The sequence below is a fragment of the Arthrobacter sp. 05L44 genome (assembly GCF_056397605.1).
Window position 1 is genome coordinate 348,418 of record NZ_JBFTNS010000001.1, and the last position, 20,551, is coordinate 368,968.

General features: G+C 67.6%; 23 protein-coding genes. 10 read left to right on the forward strand and 13 right to left on the reverse strand.

Annotated elements, in window-relative coordinates; genetic code table 11:
• The first annotated feature begins 9 nt into the window (after positions 1-9).
• The 3 genes from AC1DHY_RS01565 to AC1DHY_RS01575 are packed head-to-tail and all read left to right on the forward strand — an operon-like array spanning position 10 to position 3,154.
• Complete coding sequence (locus tag AC1DHY_RS01565) at positions 10-1,293, forward strand: magnesium transporter MgtE N-terminal domain-containing protein (protein ID WP_476878387.1); 1,284 nt, start codon at positions 10-12, stop codon at positions 1,291-1,293.
• Positions 1,274-1,993: a DUF1003 domain-containing protein gene (locus AC1DHY_RS01570; protein WP_476878388.1), complete on the forward strand. Its 720-nt coding sequence runs from the start codon at positions 1,274-1,276 to the stop codon at positions 1,991-1,993. Before AC1DHY_RS01565 ends, AC1DHY_RS01570 begins: the two co-directional genes overlap by 20 nt.
• Before the next feature lie 12 nt (positions 1,994-2,005).
• Complete coding sequence (locus AC1DHY_RS01575) at positions 2,006-3,154, forward strand: Mrp/NBP35 family ATP-binding protein (RefSeq protein WP_476903066.1); 1,149 nt, start codon at positions 2,006-2,008, stop codon at positions 3,152-3,154.
• 39 nt (positions 3,155-3,193) lie between these two features.
• On the opposite strand, the gene AC1DHY_RS01580 is transcribed toward AC1DHY_RS01575, so the two are convergent.
• From AC1DHY_RS01580 to sigE, 3 genes are all read right to left on the reverse strand, one after another.
• Positions 3,194-3,571, reverse strand: a complete 378-nt coding sequence (locus tag AC1DHY_RS01580; RefSeq protein WP_476878390.1) for a twin-arginine translocase TatA/TatE family subunit — start codon at positions 3,569-3,571, stop codon at positions 3,194-3,196.
• A 99-nt stretch (positions 3,572-3,670) separates the two neighbouring features.
• Complete coding sequence (locus AC1DHY_RS01585; protein WP_476878391.1) at positions 3,671-4,795, reverse strand: hypothetical protein; 1,125 nt, start codon at positions 4,793-4,795, stop codon at positions 3,671-3,673.
• Positions 4,796-4,803: 8 nt separating this feature from the next.
• On the reverse strand, positions 4,804-5,433 hold the full coding sequence (gene sigE / locus AC1DHY_RS01590; RefSeq protein ID WP_476878392.1) for an RNA polymerase sigma factor SigE: 630 nt from the start codon (positions 5,431-5,433) through the stop codon (positions 4,804-4,806).
• A 238-nt stretch (positions 5,434-5,671) separates the two neighbouring features.
• On the opposite strand from sigE, the gene AC1DHY_RS01595 reads away from it, so the two are divergent.
• Positions 5,672-6,304: an O-methyltransferase gene (locus AC1DHY_RS01595; protein WP_476878393.1), complete on the forward strand. Its 633-nt coding sequence runs from the start codon at positions 5,672-5,674 to the stop codon at positions 6,302-6,304.
• A gap of 62 nt (positions 6,305-6,366) precedes the next feature.
• On the opposite strand, the gene AC1DHY_RS01600 is transcribed toward AC1DHY_RS01595, so the two are convergent.
• The 4 genes from AC1DHY_RS01600 to AC1DHY_RS01615 all read right to left on the reverse strand — a co-directional run bounded on the left by AC1DHY_RS01600 (position 6,367) and on the right by AC1DHY_RS01615 (position 9,392).
• Positions 6,367-6,534 (reverse strand): DUF3117 domain-containing protein, encoded by a 168-nt coding sequence (locus tag AC1DHY_RS01600; RefSeq protein ID WP_079550332.1) that lies wholly within the window; start codon positions 6,532-6,534, stop codon positions 6,367-6,369.
• Between the two features lie 223 nt (positions 6,535-6,757).
• Positions 6,758-8,080, reverse strand: coding sequence for a hypothetical protein (locus AC1DHY_RS01605; RefSeq protein ID WP_476903262.1), 1,323 nt, complete (start codon positions 8,078-8,080; stop codon positions 6,758-6,760).
• 20 nt (positions 8,081-8,100) lie between these two features.
• Positions 8,101-8,481, reverse strand: a complete 381-nt coding sequence (locus AC1DHY_RS01610; protein WP_476878394.1) for a DivIVA domain-containing protein — start codon at positions 8,479-8,481, stop codon at positions 8,101-8,103.
• 35 nt (positions 8,482-8,516) lie between these two features.
• Complete coding sequence (locus AC1DHY_RS01615; RefSeq protein WP_476878395.1) at positions 8,517-9,392, reverse strand: LOG family protein; 876 nt, start codon at positions 9,390-9,392, stop codon at positions 8,517-8,519.
• 155 nt (positions 9,393-9,547) lie between these two features.
• Between AC1DHY_RS01615 and AC1DHY_RS01620 the strand changes: the two genes are divergently transcribed.
• The 4 genes from AC1DHY_RS01620 (at position 9,548) to AC1DHY_RS01635 (ending at position 12,821) form a co-directional block, all read left to right on the forward strand.
• Entirely contained in the window at positions 9,548-10,303 is a 756-nt protein-coding gene (locus AC1DHY_RS01620; protein ID WP_476878396.1) for an amino acid ABC transporter ATP-binding protein, read from the forward strand.
• 60 nt (positions 10,304-10,363) lie between these two features.
• A complete protein-coding gene (locus tag AC1DHY_RS01625) occupies positions 10,364-11,263 on the forward strand; it encodes a glutamate ABC transporter substrate-binding protein (RefSeq protein WP_476878397.1) in 900 nt (299 codons plus the stop codon).
• 62 nt (positions 11,264-11,325) lie between these two features.
• Positions 11,326-11,973 carry an amino acid ABC transporter permease gene (locus AC1DHY_RS01630; protein ID WP_476878398.1) on the forward strand — a complete coding sequence of 216 codons (648 nt, stop codon included), beginning with the start codon at positions 11,326-11,328 and terminating at the stop codon, positions 11,971-11,973.
• The gene (locus AC1DHY_RS01635) at positions 11,970-12,821 is read left to right on the forward strand and encodes an amino acid ABC transporter permease (protein ID WP_476878399.1); all 852 of its coding nucleotides are present in this window, start codon (positions 11,970-11,972) and stop codon (positions 12,819-12,821) included. The genes AC1DHY_RS01630 and AC1DHY_RS01635 overlap by 4 nt, the downstream gene beginning before the upstream one ends.
• Before the next feature lie 84 nt (positions 12,822-12,905).
• On the opposite strand, the gene dapE is transcribed toward AC1DHY_RS01635, so the two are convergent.
• Positions 12,906-14,030 carry a succinyl-diaminopimelate desuccinylase gene (gene dapE, locus AC1DHY_RS01640; RefSeq protein WP_476878400.1) on the reverse strand — a complete coding sequence of 375 codons (1,125 nt, stop codon included), beginning with the start codon at positions 14,028-14,030 and terminating at the stop codon, positions 12,906-12,908.
• 73 nt (positions 14,031-14,103) lie between these two features.
• Between dapE and dapD the strand changes: the two genes are divergently transcribed.
• Together dapD and AC1DHY_RS01650 are read left to right on the forward strand one after the other, a co-directional pair.
• Positions 14,104-15,114: a 2,3,4,5-tetrahydropyridine-2,6-dicarboxylate N-succinyltransferase gene (gene dapD / locus AC1DHY_RS01645; protein ID WP_476903067.1), complete on the forward strand. Its 1,011-nt coding sequence runs from the start codon at positions 14,104-14,106 to the stop codon at positions 15,112-15,114.
• A 66-nt stretch (positions 15,115-15,180) separates the two neighbouring features.
• On the forward strand, positions 15,181-16,032 hold the full coding sequence (locus AC1DHY_RS01650; protein WP_476878402.1) for a hypothetical protein: 852 nt from the start codon (positions 15,181-15,183) through the stop codon (positions 16,030-16,032).
• A gap of 28 nt (positions 16,033-16,060) precedes the next feature.
• Here the strand turns inward: AC1DHY_RS01650 and AC1DHY_RS01655 are convergent, their stop codons facing one another.
• The 5 genes from AC1DHY_RS01655 to fdxA all read right to left on the reverse strand — a co-directional run bounded on the left by AC1DHY_RS01655 (position 16,061) and on the right by fdxA (position 20,507).
• Positions 16,061-16,672: a hypothetical protein gene (locus AC1DHY_RS01655; protein ID WP_476878403.1), complete on the reverse strand. Its 612-nt coding sequence runs from the start codon at positions 16,670-16,672 to the stop codon at positions 16,061-16,063.
• Between the two features lie 58 nt (positions 16,673-16,730).
• Positions 16,731-17,369 (reverse strand): TetR/AcrR family transcriptional regulator, encoded by a 639-nt coding sequence (locus tag AC1DHY_RS01660; protein ID WP_476878404.1) that lies wholly within the window; start codon positions 17,367-17,369, stop codon positions 16,731-16,733.
• Between the two features lie 137 nt (positions 17,370-17,506).
• A complete protein-coding gene (locus AC1DHY_RS01665) occupies positions 17,507-18,790 on the reverse strand; it encodes a citrate synthase (RefSeq protein WP_476878405.1) in 1,284 nt (427 codons plus the stop codon).
• A 231-nt stretch (positions 18,791-19,021) separates the two neighbouring features.
• Entirely contained in the window at positions 19,022-20,170 is a 1,149-nt protein-coding gene (dapC, locus tag AC1DHY_RS01670; RefSeq protein ID WP_476903068.1) for a succinyldiaminopimelate transaminase, read from the reverse strand.
• Between the two features lie 10 nt (positions 20,171-20,180).
• Positions 20,181-20,507, reverse strand: coding sequence for a ferredoxin (gene fdxA / locus AC1DHY_RS01675; protein WP_476878407.1), 327 nt, complete (start codon positions 20,505-20,507; stop codon positions 20,181-20,183).
• Positions 20,508-20,551 lie beyond the last annotated feature (44 nt).

The following is a 20,551-nucleotide window of genomic DNA, read 5'->3' on the forward strand; positions in this document are numbered from 1 at the left end:
CCTGTAGGGGTGAGCACAACTCTTTCGCGGGTATTTGTCGCGCGCCTCCTCGGACTGGACGTCTTCGACCCCCTGGGCGACCGTCTGGGACGGCTGCGCGACGTTGTGGTGCTCTCCCGCGGCAACCGGGGCGCCCCGCACGTGGTGGGCATCGTCGTCGAGGTGCCCGGCAAGAAGCGCGTCTTCGTGCCGATGACCCGCATTACCTCCATCGACCAGACCCAGGTCATCTGCACCGGGCTGGTGAATCTCCGCCGGTTCGAACAACGCGGCGCGGAAACGCTGGTGGTGGCCGAAATGTTCGATCGCCGCGTGACCCTGGCCGACGGCAGCGGGGACGCGACCATCGAGGACATCGCGATGGACCGGCACCGCTCGGGGGACTGGTTTGTCAGCAAACTCTTTGTCCGCCGCGGCCACTCCCTCTCCCCGCTGAGCCGGCTGCGCCGCAACGAGACCATGATCATCGACTGGGCCGACGCGCAGCAGGGCGCCCGCACGGAACCCCAGGCCGCCACCCAGTTCGTCGCCACCCACGAGGACCTCAAGCCAGCCGACTTCGCCGAGGCCCTGCAGGAGATGAGCGACAAGCGCCGCTTTGAAGTCGCCAGCGAACTCCAGGACGAACGCCTCGCCGACGTCCTGCAGGAAATGCCGGAGGGCGACCAGGTGGAGATCCTGTCCGCGCTCGACGTCGAACGCGCCGCCGACGTGCTCGAAGAGATGGACCCCGACGACGCCGCCGACCTCCTCGCCGAACTCCCCAGTGCCCAGGCCGAGGAACTCCTCCAGCTGATGGAGCCCGAAGGCGCCGAAGACGTGCGCCGCCTGCTCGAATACGACGAGGACACCGCCGGCGGCCTCATGACCCCGGTCCCGGTCATCCTGCCGCCGGAAGCAACGGTTGCCGAGGCGCTGGCCCACGTCCGGCGCGAGGAACTCTCCCCCGCCCTGGCGTCGTCGATCTTCATTGCCCGCCCGCCGCTGGAGACTCCCACGGGGCGTTTCCTCGGCGTCGTGCACATCCAGCAACTGCTGCGCTACCCGCCGCCGGAGCCGCTGGGCAACCTCGTGGACAAGAACCTGGAACCCGTGTCTGACCAGGCCCACATCAGCGAGGTCGCACGTGCCCTGGCCACTTACAACCTCAACTCACTCCCCGTGGTCAACGACGACGGACGGCTCGTCGGGGCGGTGACTGTTGATGACGTGCTTGATCATCTGTTGCCCGATGACTGGCGCGCCCACGAGGACGACGCCCCGATAAGGAAGCTTGGAGGCCGCATTGGCTGATATCAGCACGCCCCGGAACTCCAACGCCCGGCCCGGTGCCCGGATGACGGGCAGCCTCGACACCCCGCTGAGCGGCCGGCAGCGGATCCTCCCGAAGTTCTCCCCCAACCCGGACGCGTTCGGGCACGCCACCGAAGGCTTCGCCCGGTTTATGGGCACCCCGCAGTTCCTGGTCTACATGACCGTGTTCTGTGTATTCTGGCTCGCCTGGAACACCTGGGCGCCCACCGACTGGCAGTTCGACTCCCGGGACCTCGGCTTCACGCTGCTGACCCTGATGCTGTCCCTGCAGGCGTCCTACGCCGCTCCCCTGCTGCTGCTCGCCCAGAACCGCCAGGACGACCGGGACCGGGTCTCGCTCCAGCAGGACCGCCAGCGCGCCGAGCGGAACCTCTCGGACACCGAGTACCTGACGCGGGAACTCGCCTCGCTGCGCATCGCCCTGCGCGAAGTGGCCACCCGTGACTACGTCCGCGCCGAGCTCCGCAGCCTGCTGGAGGACATGCTTGAAGCGCAGGAGGAACTGCGCACCCACGACCCCTCCGCGGGCATGCACGAATCCCCGCGGGACAAGGTCAAGGAAAAGCTGAAGGAACGCCGCGACAAACAGCGCAGCCCCCGCACCCAGCAGATCCCCCGCGTCAAGACCGGACCGGACGGCCAGGATCCGTCCGCGCCGCGCACCTTCCCCGAAAGCTGAGCCCCACACCCCATGAACACCCCGCAGGGATCAACCCCGGCGTCCCTGGAACAAGCTGTCCGCGCAGCGCTGGCCACCGTCATCGACCCCGAGCTGCGGCGGCCCATCACCGAACTCGGCATGGTGGACGCGGTCCAAGTTTCCGACGCCGGTGCGGTGCGGATCACCGTACTGCTCACCATCGCCGCGTGCCCGCTGCGCGGCACGATCACCGCCGACTGCGAGGCGGCGCTGGCCGCCATTCCGGGCGTGACCGCCGTCGACGTCGATCTCAAGGTCATGACCCAGCAGCAGCGCGATGCCCTCAAGGAGCAACTGCGCGGTCCCGGCGGGCAGCGCGGTATCCCGTTCAATGCACCGGGCTCCCTGACCAAGGTCTTCGCCGTGGCAAGCGGCAAGGGCGGGGTGGGAAAGTCCTCGGTGACGGTCAACCTGGCCTGCGCCCTCGCGGCCAAGGGGCTGCGGGTGGGCATCATCGACGCGGACGTCTACGGCTTCTCCGTGCCGGCGCTGATGGGCATCACCCAGGCGCCCACCCGCGTGGATGACATGATCCTGCCGCCGGTCGCTTACGGGGTCAAAGTCATCTCCATCGGCATGTTCGTCAGCGGCAACCAGCCGGTCGCCTGGCGCGGTCCCATGCTGCACCGGGCCCTCGAACAGTTCCTCACGGACGTCTACTTCGGCGACCTCGACGCCCTCTTCCTGGACCTGCCGCCCGGCACCGGCGACATCGCCATCTCGGTGGCCCAGCTGCTGCCGAAGGCCCAGATCCTGGTGGTCACCACTCCGCAGGCCGCGGCGGCGGACGTGGCGGAACGGGCCGGGGCCATCGCCGTGCAGACAGGCCAGTCGGTGGCCGGCGTCGTGGAAAACATGTCCTACCTGGAAATGCCCGACGGCGGCACCATGGAACTCTTTGGCAGCGGCGGCGGCGCCGTACTCGCCGAGCGGCTCTCCGCGACGGTGGGCACCGATGTGCCGCTGCTGGGCCAGATTCCGCTGGACATCCTGCTGCGCGAAGGCGGCGACAGCGGGGTGCCGCTGGTACTGGGCCGTCCCGAGACGGCGGCGGCGGGGGCCCTCGCGGGCATCGCCGGGAAGTTGGCGTCCAGCCCGCGCGGGCTCAAGGGAATGTCGCTGGGCCTCCAGCCCCGCTGACAGCCGCCGAGCTTCCAGGGCGCCGGGCCGGGGTCGGGACTAGGTGGCCTCGGAGTCGAACGGCGCGGCTACGCCTTCCGGCAGGCGTTCGACGACGCGGGCCGGACGGCGCTCCTCGGCCGCGGCAACCGCTGCGGGCGCCCCGGCGCTCACCGGCTTAGTCTCGTCCTCCAGCAGGGCTTCCCGGATGATCCGGCGGGGGTCGTACTGCCGCGGATCGTACTTCTTCCAGTCCACGTCGTCGATGTCGATGCCGACTTCGTCCTTGATCTGCTCCCGGGCCCCGGAGGCCATCCGGCGGACTTCCCGGACAATGTTGGCCAGCTTCTGGGTGTATTCAGGCAAGCGGCTGGGGCCGATCACCAGAAGGCCGATGATCAGCAGAAGAATGAACTCCGGTCCATTGATTCCAAGCACTCTAGGAGATTACCCTCTCAGTCCGGCGGGCGACGATTCCGAAGCGCCAGCCTGCGGCTCGACCGCGGAAGCCGCCCTGCGGGTGGCCAGTCACTGGCGTCATCGTGCCAGCAGCTCGACAATACGGCCGAGGCCACGCTCGAGCCGTGCAGGCATTTCCTCCGTGCCCCGAACCTTCGCTGCCTGGCCGGGCCGGCCATGCACCAGGGCGCCCAGAGCGTCGTCGGCCTGCTCCGCCGGCAGGTCGGAGACGTAGGTGAACGTCGCCCCCGGCGTACGGTAAATCGCACGGAACGGCGCCTCCGGGTTGACCCAGAGGGCTCCGGCCGGCACGGCGGCGTACTCCGCGGGCGTGGCAGCACCGGCCCGCGCGGCAACGAAGCCGTCCTCGGTGGCGGGGTGGCCGGTCAGGACGTTGATCGGCGGCGCAGCAGCGGTCTTGGCGGGCTGGCCCGCGGCCCCCTCAGTGGCGGTGTGCTGCTCCAGGACAGTGGCGAAATGGCTGCCGTCGGTGAGGCGGAGTTCCAGGACTTCGGAGCCGTTGGCGACGGTGCCCCGGGCCCAGACGAGGTGGTAGCCGAGTTCCCGCAGTTCCGGGCAGGCCCAGCCACCGGATTGCAGCGCGGCGAGCTGTTCGGCGGTGAGCGAGCCGGGCGGTGCCACATCGGGTTCGCTGCTCAGCTGCCAGGCGGCCCCGGAGACACTGGCCGCCGCCATAGCGGGGCCGGACGGTGCAGTCCCCGGAAACGCCGCGGACAAGGCATCCCTCGCGGGCAGCGCGGTGTCGCCGCCCATGACGTACGCGGCGCCGCCCATGAGGGCCGCCGTCGCAGCGGCTCCCCCGGCGATCCGGACGGCAAGACCGAGCGGCCGGTGTGGTGGGCGCTGGGACTTCCGCTCCGGTCTGCCCGGCTGGGGCGCAGCTTCTGTGTCGGCGGCGCTGTGCCCCGCGGTGTCCTGCCCGGCGGCCAGTGCGCTTGTGCGTGCCAGCAAGCGCGCGGTCAGGTCGCTGCTCGCGGCGGGCACGGCGGCGGCGCGCAGCCGTTCCAGGTACTCACGTTCGCGCTGCTGGCGCGCGCGGCAGGCGGCGCAGCGTTCGACGTGTTTGCGGCGCCGCTCCTGAGCCTTTGCGGTCAGCGTCCGGGCCGGGGCGAGGGGGCGTCGCGGCCTGCGGGCGAAGTACGCGCAGGCAAGGCCGCCCAGGGAGTGTTTCAGCAGACCCATTGCCGGTGTTAGAGGAGGCCGGCGATGCGCGGCATCTTGAGCCGCGGCTTCAGAGCCTGCTTCGACGCCGGCCGCGGTGCGCGGTGGGCAAGCTTTTCGCGGAGCATGGTCCGGCCGCGGTGGATCCTGGACCTGACGGTACCGAGCTTGACGTCAAGCGCCACGGCCACCTCGTCGTAGGACAGGCCCTCGAGGTCGCATAGTACGACGGCGGCGCGGAAGTCCGGCGGGAGCTCCTCCAGGGCGGCCTGGACGTCGAGGTCGAGGTTGTTGAATTCGAAGCTTTGTTCCGGGCCCGGTTCGCGGCCCGGGATCCGTGACTCGGCGTCTTCGGCCAGAGCGTCGAAGCGGATCCGGCTCTTGCGCCGGGCCTGGTCAAGGAAGAGGTTGGTGGTGATACGGTGCAGCCAGCCGTCGAGAGTGCCGGGCTTGAAGTTCTCCAGCGAGCGGAAGACCCGCACAAACACTTCCTGGGTGAGGTCTTCGGCGTCGAACTTGTTGCCCGTGAGCCGGTACGCCAGGCGGTAGACCTTGGCGGAGTGGTTCGTCACCACTTCTTCCCATGTAGGCCTGACCCACTCGGCCTCGGCCGTGGGCTGGGAATCATCAGTTGCAGGGACACTTGCCAGAACTGACATTGTCCACTCCCCTCGCGGATGGTTCTTACGCCGAATGGTTCACGCTGCTGCAGGGTCCATACCCTAGGTTCGGCGCCGATCACCTCGCGGATGAGCGGATCACCATCATGTCAAAATAAGCTGGGAATTTCCTGACGCCGCTGATTCTTCCGCCCACGGCGGAACGCCGGCCCGGTACGGCGGGCCGGACACAGTACGCTGTATGAAACACTCCCCTCCTGCCCGGAAAGCGATACCCATGAGCGCCGATAAGTCCACGAGCTGGTCCTACGCAGAAGATCTGCCTGCCGAGGACGAGGTTCTGTTGCACGCGCGTGAACGGTCTTTCGAGCTCGGTGTCACCCCGATCGGTCCCGGCGTCGGCGCCGTCCTGACGGTACTGGCCGCCGCGTCCAAGGCGCAGACCGCCGTGGAAATCGGCACCGGCGCGGGCGTTTCGGGCGTCTGCATCCTCCGGGGCCTCGGCCCGCAGGCGGTCCTGACCACCATCGACGTCGACGTCGAGCACCTGCGTGCCGCCCGGGAGTCCTTCCAGGAGGCCGGCAGCCCGGCCAACCGCACCCGCACGATTTCCGGCCGCGCCGGCGACGTGCTGCCGCGCCTGACCGACGGCGCCTATGACCTGGTGTTCATTGACGCGGACAAACCCAACTACCCCGGCTACGTGGAGCAGGCCGTCCGGCTGCTTAAGTCCGGCGGCCTGCTGATTGTCAACGACGCCCTGGACAAGGACCGCGTCTCCAACCCCGCCGCCCGCGACGCCACCACTGTGGTGCTCCGCCAGGTGGGCAAGTCCATCCGCGACGACGAGCGTCTCTCCGCGGCCATGCTGCCGACCGGAGACGGCCTGCTGGTGGCGGTCAAGAAATAACCCGGACACACAAAGGGGCCCGCAGCCAATTGGCAGCGGGCCCCTTCTGGTGTGACTAAAAGTTATTCGGTAACGCCGACCAGGCATTCCTTAAGATTTGTCGCTTCTGCAGCATTGAGTTCGACCACAAGCCGTCCCCCGCCTTCGAGCGGAACCCGCATAATCAGGCTGCGGCCCTCTTTTGTCACTTCCATAGGGCCGTCGCCGGTGCGTGGTTTCATAGCCGCCATGAGGAATATCCCCTCCAGTAGTCCCGTGACTTACCAGCCCGGCCGGGCTGTGTCCGCTTGGTCAAACAAGCAGCCTGGCGGTCGTGATGGTGCCGCCGAAGCTCAATACTTAGTTTTCCTTGCTTACGCTCCATTATCCCGTAATTACGCCCGTGTAGCTAATCGATGGATATTTTGTGGTCCGCGCGAATCCGGGAATTCCCGCAGCCAAAGGTGTTCCGCGTCACGGCGGATAGTCGCCCCCGCCGGGCAGCGGGGCCCAGGCCCAGAGCCACACCACCCAGACAATCTGCAGCAGCAAAAACATCACCACGACCGTTCCCCGGTAGGCGCGCGAGCGGGAAACAAACGCGGCGCCGATGGCCAGCGGAAACAGCGGCAGGAGCATCCGGAAGGTACTGGTTTGCGGGTGCAGGAACACCAGCAGGTAGCCCACGTAACAAACACACCACAGCCTCATCTCGGTGCCCAGGGCCACCACCGGCCGGGACATCATCAGCAGGACGAAGACGGCGACGAACACAAACGGCGCCAGCAGCCCCAGTACGGGCCCGAACAACTGGACGCCCGTGTCGAACCAGGGCTTGAACGGCACCAGGTCCTGCCCGCGCCACACGGTCTCAGTTTTGGTGTACGCCTCAATGTCGCCAGTGACGGCCCAGGCGTATGCGGGCCACAACAGCGCGCCGATCCCGCTGGCCGCGGTCAGAACCGCGAGCGACCACAGCTGGCTGGCGGTGTGCGGCGGAGCGGCAGGGGCGGGCGCGACAGGAGCGGGCGCGGCGGGGGCGGGCGCGGCAGGGACGGGCGCGGGGGCGTCTGCGGCCGCCTGGCCGGAGGCGGACGGCCGGCCCCGGAAGAGGGCGACGGCGCCCGGGTAGGCCCGGTACAGGAAGAGCAGCCCCACCATGGCCGCAAACGGAACTCCGGTGGGCCGGGAGAGGCACATCAGCAGCACCACCGGTACGGCCCAGAGGTAGCGCCGGCGGAGGACCAGCAGCAGGGCGCCAGCCAGCAGCAACAGGTTAAGTGACTCCGCGTAGGGGACCTGCAGGACCGGCGAGATGGGGAAGGAGCAGAGGAATACCGTGCCCCAGAGCGCGGTGCGGTGGGTGGCTTTCTGCCGGAAAAGCCGGTAAACCACAAACGAGGCGGCCAGGCCGGAGAGCATGGCGATGATCGTCAGGGCGGATGCCGGCGCGATGCCGGTCAGTCCGGCCAGAATCCGGCCCAGCAGCGGGAAGAGCGGGTAGAAGGCCCACGCGTTTTCCTGCACGTTGCCGGCAGCGTCGGTGGGCAGCTCGGCGGGGTAGCCGTGCTGCAGGGCCTCCCCGTACCAGCGGGCGTCCCAAATGTTGATGAAGTTCCAGTAATCGGGCTTAGCCGGGAACCACGGGTTCACGCCCTGGTGCAGCGCCGCCGCCATAAAGATGCAGGCGCTGACCAGCCGGGCGGCAATGTAGAGGCCGCCCACCTGCAGCCACCAGGGCCAGCGCGCGGCGCGGCCGGCGCCGGCGGAGATCCTGCGCCACACGGCTGTGTTCAGGCCCTCCTGCACCACCGGCGTCACGGGGCCGGGTCCGGGGCGCTTTTCGCCTCAACGGCCGGCTGCGGGTTTTCCGGGCGTGCGGGCGCCTGGCCGTCCCGGAGGGCCGTGATTTCACGGTCTTTCCGGGCGATCTGGTCGCGCAGTTCGTCAAGGACCTGGTCCACCTGGTCCATCCGGTAGCCCCTCACACCCACGGCGAACCGAATCCGGTCGATGTCGGCCGGTTCGGCCCGCTCGGGCAGGAGCACCGCCGGCAGCGACGCCACCGGCTCGTCGAACCCGTCGTTGAAGGGTTGTTCGCCGCTGCTGCGGCGAAGGACCCGCTGCACCAGATCGGTGCCGAGGAGGATGGCGACGGCGACCAGCACGACCGCCACAAAGACCAGGAAGAAGCTCACAGCTCCATCGTGCCAGACGCGGCTGGGCCGCAGGCTCAGGCCCGCGGGCCGTCGCCGGTGCCGGTGCCGCCGGTCGCCGGGTTGTTCCCGTTCGGATTACGGTGGCGTGCGGCGCCTTCGACGATGAGTTCGACGGCGAGCGCCGGGTCATCGACCACCTGGACGAGGTCGAGGTCCACTTCGGACACCATGCCCTCGGCGACCAGGGTGGTTTGGATCCAGTCCAGCATCGGGCTCCAGAACGCGGTGCCGATCAGCACGATCGGGAAGGACGTGACCTTCCGGGTCTGCACCAGGACCATGGCCTCAAACAGCTCGTCGAGGGTGCCGAGGCCGCCGGGGAGCACGATAAACCCCTGCGCGTACTTCACGAACATGGTCTTCCGCGCGAAGAAGTACCGGAAGTTGATGCCCAGGTCCACCCACTGGTTCATGCCCTGCTCGAAGGGCAGTTCGATCCCGAGGCCGACGGATACCCCGTTGCCCTGGACGGCGCCTTTGTTCGCGGCCTCCATGGAACCCGGACCGCCCCCGGTGATGACTGCCAGCCCGGCTTCGGCAAGCTTGCGTCCGACGTCGACGGCCAGCTCGTAGTTGGGGCTGCCGGGCTTTGTCCGCGCGGAGCCGAAGACGCTGACTGCCGATCCGAGGTCGGCGAGGGCGCCGAAGCCTTCGACGAATTCACTCTGGATCCTCAGCACCCGCCACGGGTCGGTGTGCACAAACTGGCCCGGTCCTTTGGTGTCCAGCAGCGTCTGGTCGGACATCGTGACCCGCGCAGCCTTGCGCCGCAGTTCCAGCGGGCCCTTATGGCGGATGCCGTTGGGCGGCGGGACGTCCCGCCGTCCGGAACCGGCGTTTCCTGCGGGGTTCTGGCCCTCAGCGGGCTGCGGTTCGGTACTCATCCCCATAGGCTAGCGCGGATCGGAGCCCCGGCCGCAGCGGCGCGTCGGACCCCCGGAAGCGGCCGCAGGGAGCCTGACCTGCGGGTATCTCTTGGATCACGATGTGGACCATCTCCGAGTGATTGCGGTCATATTCGGCTAATGTTCGCTAGATTCTTCTTATGACTACTCAAGCGCCGGGCGATGCCCTTGTCTCCCTGAATGCCGTCAACAAGCATTACGGCCAGCTGCACGTCCTCAAGGACATCAACCTCAGCGTCCGCAAGGGCGAGGTGGTTGTTGTCATTGGCCCGTCGGGCTCCGGCAAGTCAACGCTCTGCCGTGCCATCAACCGTCTCGAGACCATCGACGACGGCGTGATCAAGATCGATGGCAAGGAACTTCCCGCTGAAGGGAAGGCACTCGCCAAGCTGCGCGCCGACGTCGGTATGGTCTTCCAGTCCTTCAACCTGTTTGCCCACAAGACCATCCTCGAAAACGTCACCCTCGGACCGATCAAGGTCAAGGGGGTGTCCAAGGCGGAGGCGGACAAGGACGCCATGGCCCTGCTGGAGCGCGTCGGCGTCGGGCAGCAGGCACCGAAGCTGCCGGCGCAGCTCTCCGGCGGGCAGCAGCAACGCGTGGCGATTGCCCGGGCGCTGGCCATGAAGCCGAAGGTGATGCTCTTCGACGAGCCCACCTCCGCGCTGGACCCGGAAATGATCAACGAGGTCCTCGACGTCATGGTCCAGCTCGCCAAAGAAGGCATGACCATGATTGTGGTGACCCACGAGATGGGCTTCGCCCGCAAGGCCGCGGACCGTGTGGTCTTTATGGCGGACGGCCAGATCGTCGAGGACGCGACGCCCGAGGAATTCTTCACCAACCCGAAGAGCAGCCGCGCCAAGGACTTCCTGTCCAAGCTCCTGACGCACTAGAAAACCACCAGGTATTTGTCTCTGGCCGCCCCACGGCGGCCGTCCAATGAAAGGTATCCGATGAAGAACTTCTTTACCCGGAAGAAGCCGATGCTGGTCGCAGCTACTGCGGCACTGGCTCTTTCCCTCAGCGCCTGCGGCGGCACCGGTGGCGGCGCGGCTCCGGCCAACTCCGAGCCCGCCCCGTACAAGGTCGCGGACAACGTCACGCTCACGGGCAGCCCCACTTACGACGCCGTTAAGTCCAGCGGCAAGCTGCGGGTCGGCGTCAAGCAGGACCAGCCCGGCCTTGGCTTCAAAGATGCGGCCACGGGCGAGTTCACCGGCTTCGACATCGAGATCGCCAAGTGGATCGCGGCATCGATGGGCATCAGCAAGGACAAGATCGAGTTCAAGCCGATCCCCTCCGCCAACCGCGAGTCGGCCATCACCAACGGTGACATCGACTACTACGTGGGCACCTACTCCATCACGGACAAGCGCAAGAAGCTGATCGACTTCGCTGGCCCGTACTTCGTGACCGGCCAGGGCCTGCTCGTGAAGAAGGACAACTCCTCGATCAACAGCGAGAAGGACATCTCGGGCAAGAACGTCTGCTCGGCCACCGGTTCCACGCCGATCCAGAACATCAAGGCGAACTTCCCCAACACCAAGACCACCGAGTTCGACACGTACTCGCAGTGCGTCGAGGCGCTCAAGAGCGGCCAGGTTGACGCCGTCACCACCGACCAGGCCATCCTCCTCGGCTACGCCGCCCAGGACCCGGACAACCTGAAGGTCGTCGGCGAGCCGTTCACCACCGAGAAGTACGGTGTCGGCCTGAAGAAGGGTGACACCGCCCTGCGCCAGTTCATCAACAAGATGTTCACCGACGGCGGTTCCGTGTGGCAGAAGCTTTACGACCAGTCGCTCGGCCAGTCCGGCACTAAGGTCAAGCAGCCCGCAGTAGATAACTACTAAACCGATGTTGAGGGGGCGGCCGAAGGGCCGCCCCCTCCGCACCTGCTGAAAGCGACGATTCTGTGAATACGCTGCTGGACAATTCGGACCTCTTCATCACGGGGTTCCGGAACACACTGATACTTTTCTTCTTTTCCGCGATCTTCGCCCTCATTCTTGGCACCATCGTCGCGACCCTGCGTGTCTCGCCGGTTCCCGCGATGCGCGCGGCCGCGACGCTGTACGTGAACGTGGTGCGCAATACGCCGCTGACCCTGGTGTTGTTCTTCTTCGCGCTCGGGTACCCGAAGCTCGGGCTCGTCCCCATCGACTTCACAACGGCGGCCATCATCGGCCTGAGCCTCTACACCGCCACCTATGTGGCCGAGGCGGTCCGGTCGGGCATCAACACCGTCCCCGTGGGCCAGGCTGAAGCGGCCCGGGCCATCGGACTCCCCTTCGCCCAGACGCTCACCCTGGTGATCCTGCCGCAGGCGTTCCGCGCCGTCATCCCGCCGATGTTCAGCGTGTTTATCGCGCTGCTCAAGAACACAACGGTTGCTGCAGGCTTCTCGGTCTTTGAGGCCGGCGCGATCCGTGCCAACCTCTCCGAACGCGGCGAACCCGCCATGGTGGGCCTCCTGTGGGTGGCCCTGGTGTTCGTGATCCTCGTTTTCATCCTTTCCGCGCTGCAGCGAAAGCTTGAACTGAAGTGGAAGGTTGCCCGATGAGTTCTGTCCTCTTTGACGCCCCCGGGCCCAAGGCCCGCTCGCGGTACCGGATCTTCGGGGTAATCACTGCCCTGGTGATCCTGCTGATCGTGGGCTTTATCGTTTTGAGGTTTGCCCAGAGCGGCCAGTTTGATGCCAAGAAGTGGCAGCTCTTTACGTTCCCGCTGGTGCAGCAGACCATCGGCCAGGCGGTCGGGGCCACCCTGGCCGCCTTCGGCACGGCCGCGGTCCTGAGCCTGATCCTGGGCATCCTGCTGGCTTTCGGGCGCCTCTCCGACCGCCGCTGGATCAGCGCACCGTGCTACGGCTTCACGGAACTCTTCCGTGCCGTGCCGCTGCTGATCCTGATGATGATCTTCTACTACGGCCTGCCGACGGTTGGGGTGCAGGGCATCACGCCGTTCACCGCCGTCGTCGCCGGCCTGGTGCTCTACAACGGTTCTGTGCTGGCCGAGGTTTTCCGGGCCGGCATCGAGTCGCTGCCCCGCGGCCAGAGCGAGGCCGGCTACGCCATCGGGCTGCCCAAGAGCAAGGTCATGACCAGCATCCTGCTCCCCCAGGCGGTCCGTTCCATGCTCCCGGTGATCATTTCGCAGCTTGTGGTGATCCTGAAGGACACCGCACTCGGGTTCATCGTGACGTACAACGAGATCCTGTTCCAGGCCAAGTTCTTCGGCAGCCAGATCCAGTACGGTTCGCCGATCATCCCGGCGGCGATCGTCGCTGCCGTCCTGTATGTCGGCATGTGCCTGATCCTGGCCGCGATCGCCAAGTGGCTGGAGCGCCGGCTGTCCCGGAAGCCCGGTGCGGCTGTCACTCCGGCGGCCAGCGTGCCCGCGGAAGTGTAGCGAACCGACCACGGCGCCCAGCGCCGGAAACGGGAACGGCCCGGAACCTTGCGGTTCCGGGCCGTTCGTTTTAAGCGCGGTGTGTCACCGCACGCCAAGCCAGCTCCGCAGCGCGCGCAGGCATTCGCGGATCGCATCGGCGTGGACGTGCTCGTCGTCCTTGTGCGCCAGCAGCGCATCACCCGGACCGAAGTTCACCGCCGGGACGCCCAGTTCGCTGAAACGCGCGACGTCGGTCCAGCCGTATTTGGGCTTCGGCTCGGCACCGACGGCGGCGACGAAGGACGCAGCAGCCGGGTGGTTCAGCCCCGGCCGGGCACCGGCGGCGCCGTCGGTGCGGACCAGGTCGAACCCGGCCAGCAGTTCACGGACGTGCTCCTCGGCCTGGTCGGGGGTCTTGTCCGGGGCGAAGCGGTAATTGATTTCCACCACGCAGCGGTCCGGGATGACGTTGCCGGCCGTTCCGCCGTGCACCCGCACGGCGTTCAGGCTCTCGCGGTAGTCCAGGCCGTCGACGGCGACGGTGCGGGGCTCGTACGCGGCCAGCCGTGACAGGATGGGCGCTGCGGCGTGGATGGCGTTGCTGCCCATCCAGGCGCGGGCCGAGTGGGCGGCCTCGCCGACGGTGGTCGCCTCAAACCGGATGGTGCCGTTGCAGCCGCCCTCGACCGTTCCGTCGGTGGGTTCCAGGAGGATCGCGAAATCGCCTTCGAGCAGGCCGCCGTGGTTGCGGACCAGCCGTCCGAGGCCGCTCTTGACCCCCTCGACTTCCTCGTGGTCGTAAAAGACGAAAGTGACGTCCTTGTTCGGCTCCGCGCCGTCGAACAGGCCCGCGGCCAGGGCCAGCTGCACCGCGACGCCGCTCTTCATGTCGGTGGCACCGCGCCCGTAGAGGACCCCCTCCCCCGGCGAACCGGATGGCCAGTACGAGGGAACGGTGCCCAGGGCGCCCTCGGTGGACGGCAGCGGGACCGTGTCAAGGTGCCCGGCGAGGATGACCCGCTCCGCCCGGCCCAGGTTGGTGCGGGCAACCATGGCATCGCCGTCGCGGGTCACCTCGAGTTGCGGAATGGCGCGCAAGGCGTGCTCAACGGCGTCGGCCAGCCGCCCTTCCTCACCGGAGACACTGAAAATGTCGATGATATCCGCGGTCAGCAGGGCTACGTCCTGGCGAAGGTCCAGGCGGGCGGGGGCAGTATGCTCAGTCACCGTTCCACTGTATCCGCCCGCCCGCCCGTCACAGGTTTCCGGCAGCGCAGGGGCCGTCTATAGACTTAACCCCATGACTGAAACCCCTGTTGCCGCTGTGCCCGCCGACGCCCGCTCCGCCTACGGTTACGGCGTCGCCACCATCGCCACCCGCAACGGCGAGGCCACGGTCCTGGACGTCTGGTTCCCGGCGCCGGCCCTCGGCACGGCCGCGGACAACCTGCGGGACGTCGCCAACGCGGACCAGTCACTGCTCGACATCGCCGCGGCGGGCGACGACGCCGACCGCGGCACCGAACAGAAAGTGGTCTTCGCGCAGATCAACCTCGATGAGGCGCCGGCGGACACGGCGGACGCCTACCTGCGCCTGCACCTGCTCTCGCACCGCCTGGTCCGGCCCAACAGCATCAACCTGGACGGGATCTTCGGCAAGCTGCCGAACGTGGTGTGGACCAACTTCGGTCCCGCCGCCGTCGAGGACTTCGAACTGACCCGTGCGCGGCTGCGCAAGCGCGGCGCCGTGACCGTGTACGGGGTGGACAAGTTCCCGCGGATGGTCGACTACGTTATCCCCTCCGGTGTCCGGATCGCCGACGCCGACCGTGTCCGGCTCGGCGCGCACCTGGCCGAAGGCACCACGGTGATGCACGAAGGCTTCGTGAACTTCAATGCCGGCACGCTGGGCACCTCCATGGTCGAGGGGCGCATCTCCGCCGGTGTGGTGGCCGGCGACGGCTCCGACGTCGGCGGCGGCGCGTCGATCATGGGCACCCTGTCCGGCGGCGGCAAGGAGAAGATCTCGCTGGGCGAGCGCGTCCTGCTCGGCGCCAACTCCGGCGTCGGCATCAGCATCGGCGACGATTCGGTGATCGAGGCCGGCCTTTACGTCACCGCCGGCACCCGGGTGCGCGTGGTCGGCCCGAAGGACGACGACGGCGAGGACACCAGCCGGATCGTCAAGGCCGTGGAACTCTCCGGCGTCCCTAACCTGCTGTTCCGCCGCAACTCCTCCAGCGGCGAGGTGGAGGTCCTGCCGCGCAAGGGGCAGACCGTGGAACTCAACGAGGCCCTGCACACCAACTAGGCTGGTTCCGAGAACTGACCGGCGCAAGTATGGACCGGCCCTGACGGGCCCGAGGGAGTAACAGACGTGGCACGCAGAGGTCGCTGGCGCCGTCGGATCGTGCTGCTGCTGGCCCTGGCCATGGTGGCGGGCGCCGTCTACACGGCGGTGGGATTCCTGCAGCGCTCCGACACCCTGGTCACTGAACGGTGCACCGCGACAGGCGCCGGCGGTGAAGACCTGGCCACCGACCAGGCTGCCAACGCCTCCCTCATCAGTGCCGTCGCGGTCCGGCGCGGCCTGCCGGCCCGCGCCGCCAGCATCGCGCTGGCCACGTCCATGCAGGAATCGAAACTGCGCAACATCGGCCACGGCGATCAGGCCGGCCCGGATTCCCGGGGATTGTTCCAGCAACGGCCCTCGCAAGGCTGGGGCACCGAGCAACAGGTGATGGACCCGTTCCATGCCACGAATGCCTTCTACGACGCGCTCGAAAAGGTCCCGGGCTACGAAGTGATTCCGATTACCGAGGCTGCCCAGCGGGTCCAGCGTTCGGCGTATCCAGGGGCCTACGCGCAGCATGAGCCGATGGCGCGGGCGTTTGCCTCCTCCCTGACCGGCTACACGCCCCAGGGACTCGACTGCACGCTGCGCACGCCGGACGCCGCCGGGAACGCCGGACTGGTCCGGCAGCGGCTCGTCTCAGCGTTCGGGGCCGTGCCCGCAGCCGCGTCCGGCCGGACCGTGACTGTCCAGGCCCGGGACAACACGGCGTGGGCGGTGGCCCAGTGGGCGGTCGCGAACGCCAAGGCCCTGTCCATCTCCGAGGTGCACGTCGATGGCAAGAGCTGGAACAGGATGTCCCACAACGGCTGGCAGTCCGCCGATGGTCCCGCCGGGACAGTGACCATCACGATGGCCGAGAAGCCAGCAGCGTAGTCCCTGCAGGGGGCGCAGACCAGCAGGTTCAGACCAGCAGGTCCACCACGGGCTGGACGTAACTGCGGAACAGTTCCGGTTCGGACAACAGCGCCGAACTCATGATGATCTTGTCCGGCTCGAGGTACCACGCCCGCGGCTCGGCGAGCGGAAGTTCGATGATGGTCAGGTCGAAATCACGCGCGGCCCGGCCGACTTCCAAGAGCCGGTCATCCACCAGGTCGGCCAGCAGTTGCGTGGCTCCGCTGGCGTCGCGCTCCGCTTCCAGCGCGAGGTACTCGCCGCGGCGTTCCCGCGCCCAACTGAGGGCCGCACCGAAATGCGCCTGGAGCACCCGCCGGAGCGCCGGGGAATTGCCGAACGCGCCGAAGCTGGGCGGACCCAGTTCGGGTTCCATCTCCGGGTGGGCTTTCAGGAGCTGCGCCCACCACGCCTCCCACTCGGTCTTCAGCGCGGGCATGCCGCCGACTTCGTCGATGAGGTGGGTGTGGTCCGAGGAGCGGATCTTCGGCGCGACGTGCGAGAGTGTCGGCTGGCCCGCAGTGTCCAGGCCGGCGGCGTCCCGGACGTAAAGCGCAATCAGCATCGGCCCCGAGGTGTCCATGGTGATCCGCCAGCCGGGACCGCCTGTGTGGTGCATCCGATTGCCTCCCTTGGCATGACGTACTTTCCCAGTCTATTCCTGAAGCTGGCGCAGGTTAATGGGCGGTGGTGCCGCTGCCCAGACTCGCCAGGTGGGCGTCCAGGACATCGTGGCACATTTCCGCTGTCATCCATTCGGGCTGCAGCAGCGCGTGCATGGTCAGGCCGTCCAGGGTGGCCAGCAGGCGTTCCGCCTCGGTGACCAGGCGCTGGCGCCCGGCGTCGTCCGCACCGCCGTCGTCCGCGGTGAGGTCCATCATCAGCCGGCCGACGACGGCGGCCACCGTCCGGTGGCTGCGGTCCGCTTCGGCGGCGAGGAAGGGCCGGGTCCGGGCCGCGTTCTTGAAGGCCATCCACACGCAGGCGTCGACGGCGCGGTCCTCGTCGAGCGGGAGCAGTTCCGACAGCAGGGTCAGCACCGCGGTGCGGTGCTCCGCCGAGCCGGGGGCCTCGGCTGCCAGCCGGGTCTCGGCGGCGTCGAGCCGTCCGGCGATCCGGTCGATCACCACCCCGAAGGAGTGGGCCAGGAGCTCGTCGCTGCTGGCGAAGTAGTGCCGCACGGAGCCGACGGCCAGGTCGGCCTCGTCGGCCACTTCGCGGAGGGAGGCCCGTTCCAGGCCGTCGGCCGCGATGATCCTGAAGACGGCTTCGACAACTTCCTGGCGCCGCAAAGCAGCGTCGACAAATTTGGGCATTGCTCTTTTTTAGCACGGATGTGTCCGCTCAACGGCGTCCCACGCCGGTCACACCAGTAACTCCAGCAACATCCGGGAACGACGCCGGCCGCGCCCCCGGGTGGGGTGCGCGGCCGGTGTCGTTTGTCAGTCTGTGCCTAGCGGGACGGGTAGTTCCGCTCCGGCTCTCCCGTGTAGAGCTGCCGCGGGCGGCCGATCTTGGTGTTCGGGTCGCTGATCATTTCACGCCACTGGGCGATCCAGCCCGGCAGGCGCCCGATAGCGAACAGCACGGTGAACATCTTCTCCGGGAAGCCCATGGCCTTGTAGATCAGGCCGGTGTAGAAGTCGACGTTCGGGTAGAGCTTGCGCTCGATGAAGTAGTCGTCCTGCAGCGCCTTCTCTTCGAGGCGGAGCGCGATGTCCAGGAGCTCGTCGTTGCCGCCGAGCTTGGTGAGGATCTCGTGGGCCGTGGCTTTGACGATCTTGGCGCGGGGGTCGTAGTTCTTGTAGACCCGGTGGCCGAAGCCCATCAGGCGGACGCCGTCTTCCTTGTTCTTGACCTTCTCCATGTAGTCCTCGGGCTTGATGCCGTCGGCCTGGATCTGGCGGAGCATCTTGAGCACGGCCTCGTTGGCGCCGCCGTGGGCCGGGCCGAAGAGGGCGTTGATGCCGGCCGAGACGGAGGCGAAGAGGTTGGCGTTCGAGGAGCCGACCAGCCGCACCGTGGAGGTGGAGCAGTTCTGCTCGTGGTCCGCGTGCAGGATCAGCAGCAGGTCCAGGGCCTTGGCGACCACCGGGTCCACCTCGTACTGCTCGGCCGGCAGGCCGAAGCTCAGGCGCAGGAAGTTCTCCACCAGGTTGTGCGAGTTGTCCGGGTACAGCATCGGCTGGCCGACGGACTTCTTCAGGGCGTAGGCGGCGATGACGGGCATCTTGGCCAGCAGCCGGTAGGTGGAAACCTCAACCTGCTCGGCGTTGAAGGGGTCCAGCGAGTCCTGGTAGAACGTGGACAGTGCGGACACGGCCGAGGACAGCACCGGCATGGGGTGGGCGTCGCGCGGGAAGCCGCTGAAGAAGCCCTTGAGCTCCTCGTGCAGCAGGGTGTGGTGGCGGATCCGCTGGTCGAACGCTTCCAGCTCGGCAGGCGTCGGCAGGTTGCCGTAGATCAGCAGGTAGGAAACTTCCAGGAAGCTGGAGTGCTGGGCGAGCTGCTCGATCGGGTAGCCCCGGTAGCGCAGGATGCCGGCGTCGCCGTCGATGTAGGTGATGGCGGAGGTGGTGGCCGCGGTGTTCATGAAACCGGGGTCAAAGGCGACAGCGCCGGTCTGCTTCAGCAGCTTGGAAACGTCGTAGCCTTCGTTTCCTTCAACAACCTTGATGCGCGGGAGCTCGAGCTCCCCGCCTGCATGACGCAGGGTTGCGCTGGTGGTCTCAGTCATGGATTCTCCTCATGAGGCGTCTGGGCCCCTGTTGAAAGCTTGATCCAACATCTGGTGGAGCGGCCCACGGAACCTGTATCGGGACACGGATTCCAACGGCTGCGCTGCCTTCTTGTGGAAAGCCACCATTGATAGTCAGTTAAAAACTACCGTCAGTTCGCGGGTGGCACTAATCCGGGACGCCGCCAAAGCGACCAAATCGCGCATCTTGTGGCCCGCGTCACAGCATTGTTACGGTCCCGTAGCCAGACGTTCGACGGCGGCGTCGATTCGTTCGTCCGAGGCAGTGAGCGCCACCCGGATGAAGCCGTTTCCGGCGTCGCCGTAAAACACACCGGGGCCGACGACGATCCCGCGGTCCGCGAGCCGGCCCACGGTGTCCCAGGTCGGTTCCCCGGCCGTGGCCCAGAGGTAGAGTCCGGCGCGGGATTCGTGAATGGCCAGGCCGAAACGTTCCAGCGCCGGGACGATCCGCTCGCGGCGTCCCCGGTACAGGTCCTTCTGGGCCTGGACGTGCGCGTCGTCGCCGAGGGCCACCCGCATGGCCTCCTGGACGGGGTAGGGGACGATCATGCCTGCGTGCTTGCGGCTGTTCACCAGGTTGGCCATGATAGCGCCGTCCCCGGCAACAAAAGCGGCCCGGTAGCCGGCGAGGTTGGACTGTTTGCTCAACGAATAGACCGCCAGCAGGCCCTCGTGGGAGTCCCCGGCCACGCGGGGGTCCAGGATGCTGGGGACGGGCTGCCCGCCGCGTTGGAGGTCCCACTCCCCCCAGCCGAGTTCCGCGTAGCACTCGTCCGAGGCAACCACGGCGCCGATCTCCCGGGCCTGGTCGACGATCCGCTTCAGGGATTCGGCGTCGCGCACACTGCCGGTGGGGTTGGCCGGGGAGTTAACCCAGATGAGCCGGACCCGGGACCTGGTGCCGGCGTCGAGCTCATCAAGGTCATCGGCGGCCACATGCTCGGCGCCGGTGAAGGTGGCCCCGATGTCGTAGGTGGGGTACGCGACGGTCGGCCGGACCACGACGTCGCCCGGCTTGAGCCCGAGCAGGAACGGCAGCCAGGCCACCAGTTCCTTGGACCCAACAGTGGGCATCACGTTGGCCGGGTCCAGCCCGGGGACGCCGCGGCGCCGGTCAAACCAGTCCGCGATGGCCTGGCGCAGCGCCGGCGTCCCGTGCACCGTGGGGTAGCCGGGGGCGTTGGAGGCCGCGCGGAGCGCCTCCTGCACCAGTGCCGGGGTGTCGTCCACCGGGGTGCCGATGGAGAGATTCGCGACGCCCCCGGGGTGCTCGGCGGCCCGCGCAAGATACGGGGCCATGGCTTCCCACGGGTAGTCGGGCAGGCTGAGTCCGAAGCTGCGCACCGCAGAAGTCACCGGCGCCGTCCTAGTTGTCTTGCTTCTGCGGGGGCAGGGCGGCGATCATGGCGTGGTCGGTGTGGGTGTTGCCGATCTTGGCGGCGCCGCCCGGCGAGCCGAGCACGTCGAAGAACTCGACGTTGGCCTTGTAGTAATCGGCCCATTCCTCGGGGGTGTCGTCCTCGTAGTAGATCGCCTCGACGGGGCAGACCGGCTCGCAGGCGCCGCAGTCCACGCACTCGTCCGGGTGGATGTACAGGGAACGCTCGCCCTCATAGATGCAGTCGACGGGGCATTCTTCGATACATGCCTTGTCTTTGACATCTACACACGGCTGCGCGATTACGTACGTCACGTCCCTGGCCTCTCCACGTTGGTTCCGGCGTCCCGCCGGATCTT

Coding starts and splice junctions, on each gene's coding strand:
- AC1DHY_RS01625 (WP_476878397.1), top strand. CDS start 10,364: ATGAAGAACTTCTTTACCCGGAAGAAGCCGATGCTGGTCGCAGCTACT.
- AC1DHY_RS01620 (WP_476878396.1), top strand. CDS start 9,548: ATGACTACTCAAGCGCCGGGCGATGCCCTTGTCTCCCTGAATGCCGTC.
- AC1DHY_RS01575 (WP_476903066.1), top strand. CDS start 2,006: ATGAACACCCCGCAGGGATCAACCCCGGCGTCCCTGGAACAAGCTGTC.
- AC1DHY_RS01585 (WP_476878391.1), bottom strand. CDS start 4,795: ATGGGTCTGCTGAAACACTCCCTGGGCGGCCTTGCCTGCGCGTACTTC.
- sigE (WP_476878392.1), bottom strand. CDS start 5,433: ATGTCAGTTCTGGCAAGTGTCCCTGCAACTGATGATTCCCAGCCCACG.
- AC1DHY_RS01660 (WP_476878404.1), bottom strand. CDS start 17,369: ATGCCCAAATTTGTCGACGCTGCTTTGCGGCGCCAGGAAGTTGTCGAA.
- AC1DHY_RS01665 (WP_476878405.1), bottom strand. CDS start 18,790: ATGACTGAGACCACCAGCGCAACCCTGCGTCATGCAGGCGGGGAGCTC.
- dapD (WP_476903067.1), top strand. CDS start 14,104: ATGACTGAAACCCCTGTTGCCGCTGTGCCCGCCGACGCCCGCTCCGCC.
- AC1DHY_RS01600 (WP_079550332.1), bottom strand. CDS start 6,534: ATGGCGGCTATGAAACCACGCACCGGCGACGGCCCTATGGAAGTGACA.
- AC1DHY_RS01595 (WP_476878393.1), top strand. CDS start 5,672: ATGAGCGCCGATAAGTCCACGAGCTGGTCCTACGCAGAAGATCTGCCT.
- AC1DHY_RS01615 (WP_476878395.1), bottom strand. CDS start 9,392: ATGGGGATGAGTACCGAACCGCAGCCCGCTGAGGGCCAGAACCCCGCA.
- AC1DHY_RS01655 (WP_476878403.1), bottom strand. CDS start 16,672: ATGCACCACACAGGCGGTCCCGGCTGGCGGATCACCATGGACACCTCG.
- AC1DHY_RS01635 (WP_476878399.1), top strand. CDS start 11,970: ATGAGTTCTGTCCTCTTTGACGCCCCCGGGCCCAAGGCCCGCTCGCGG.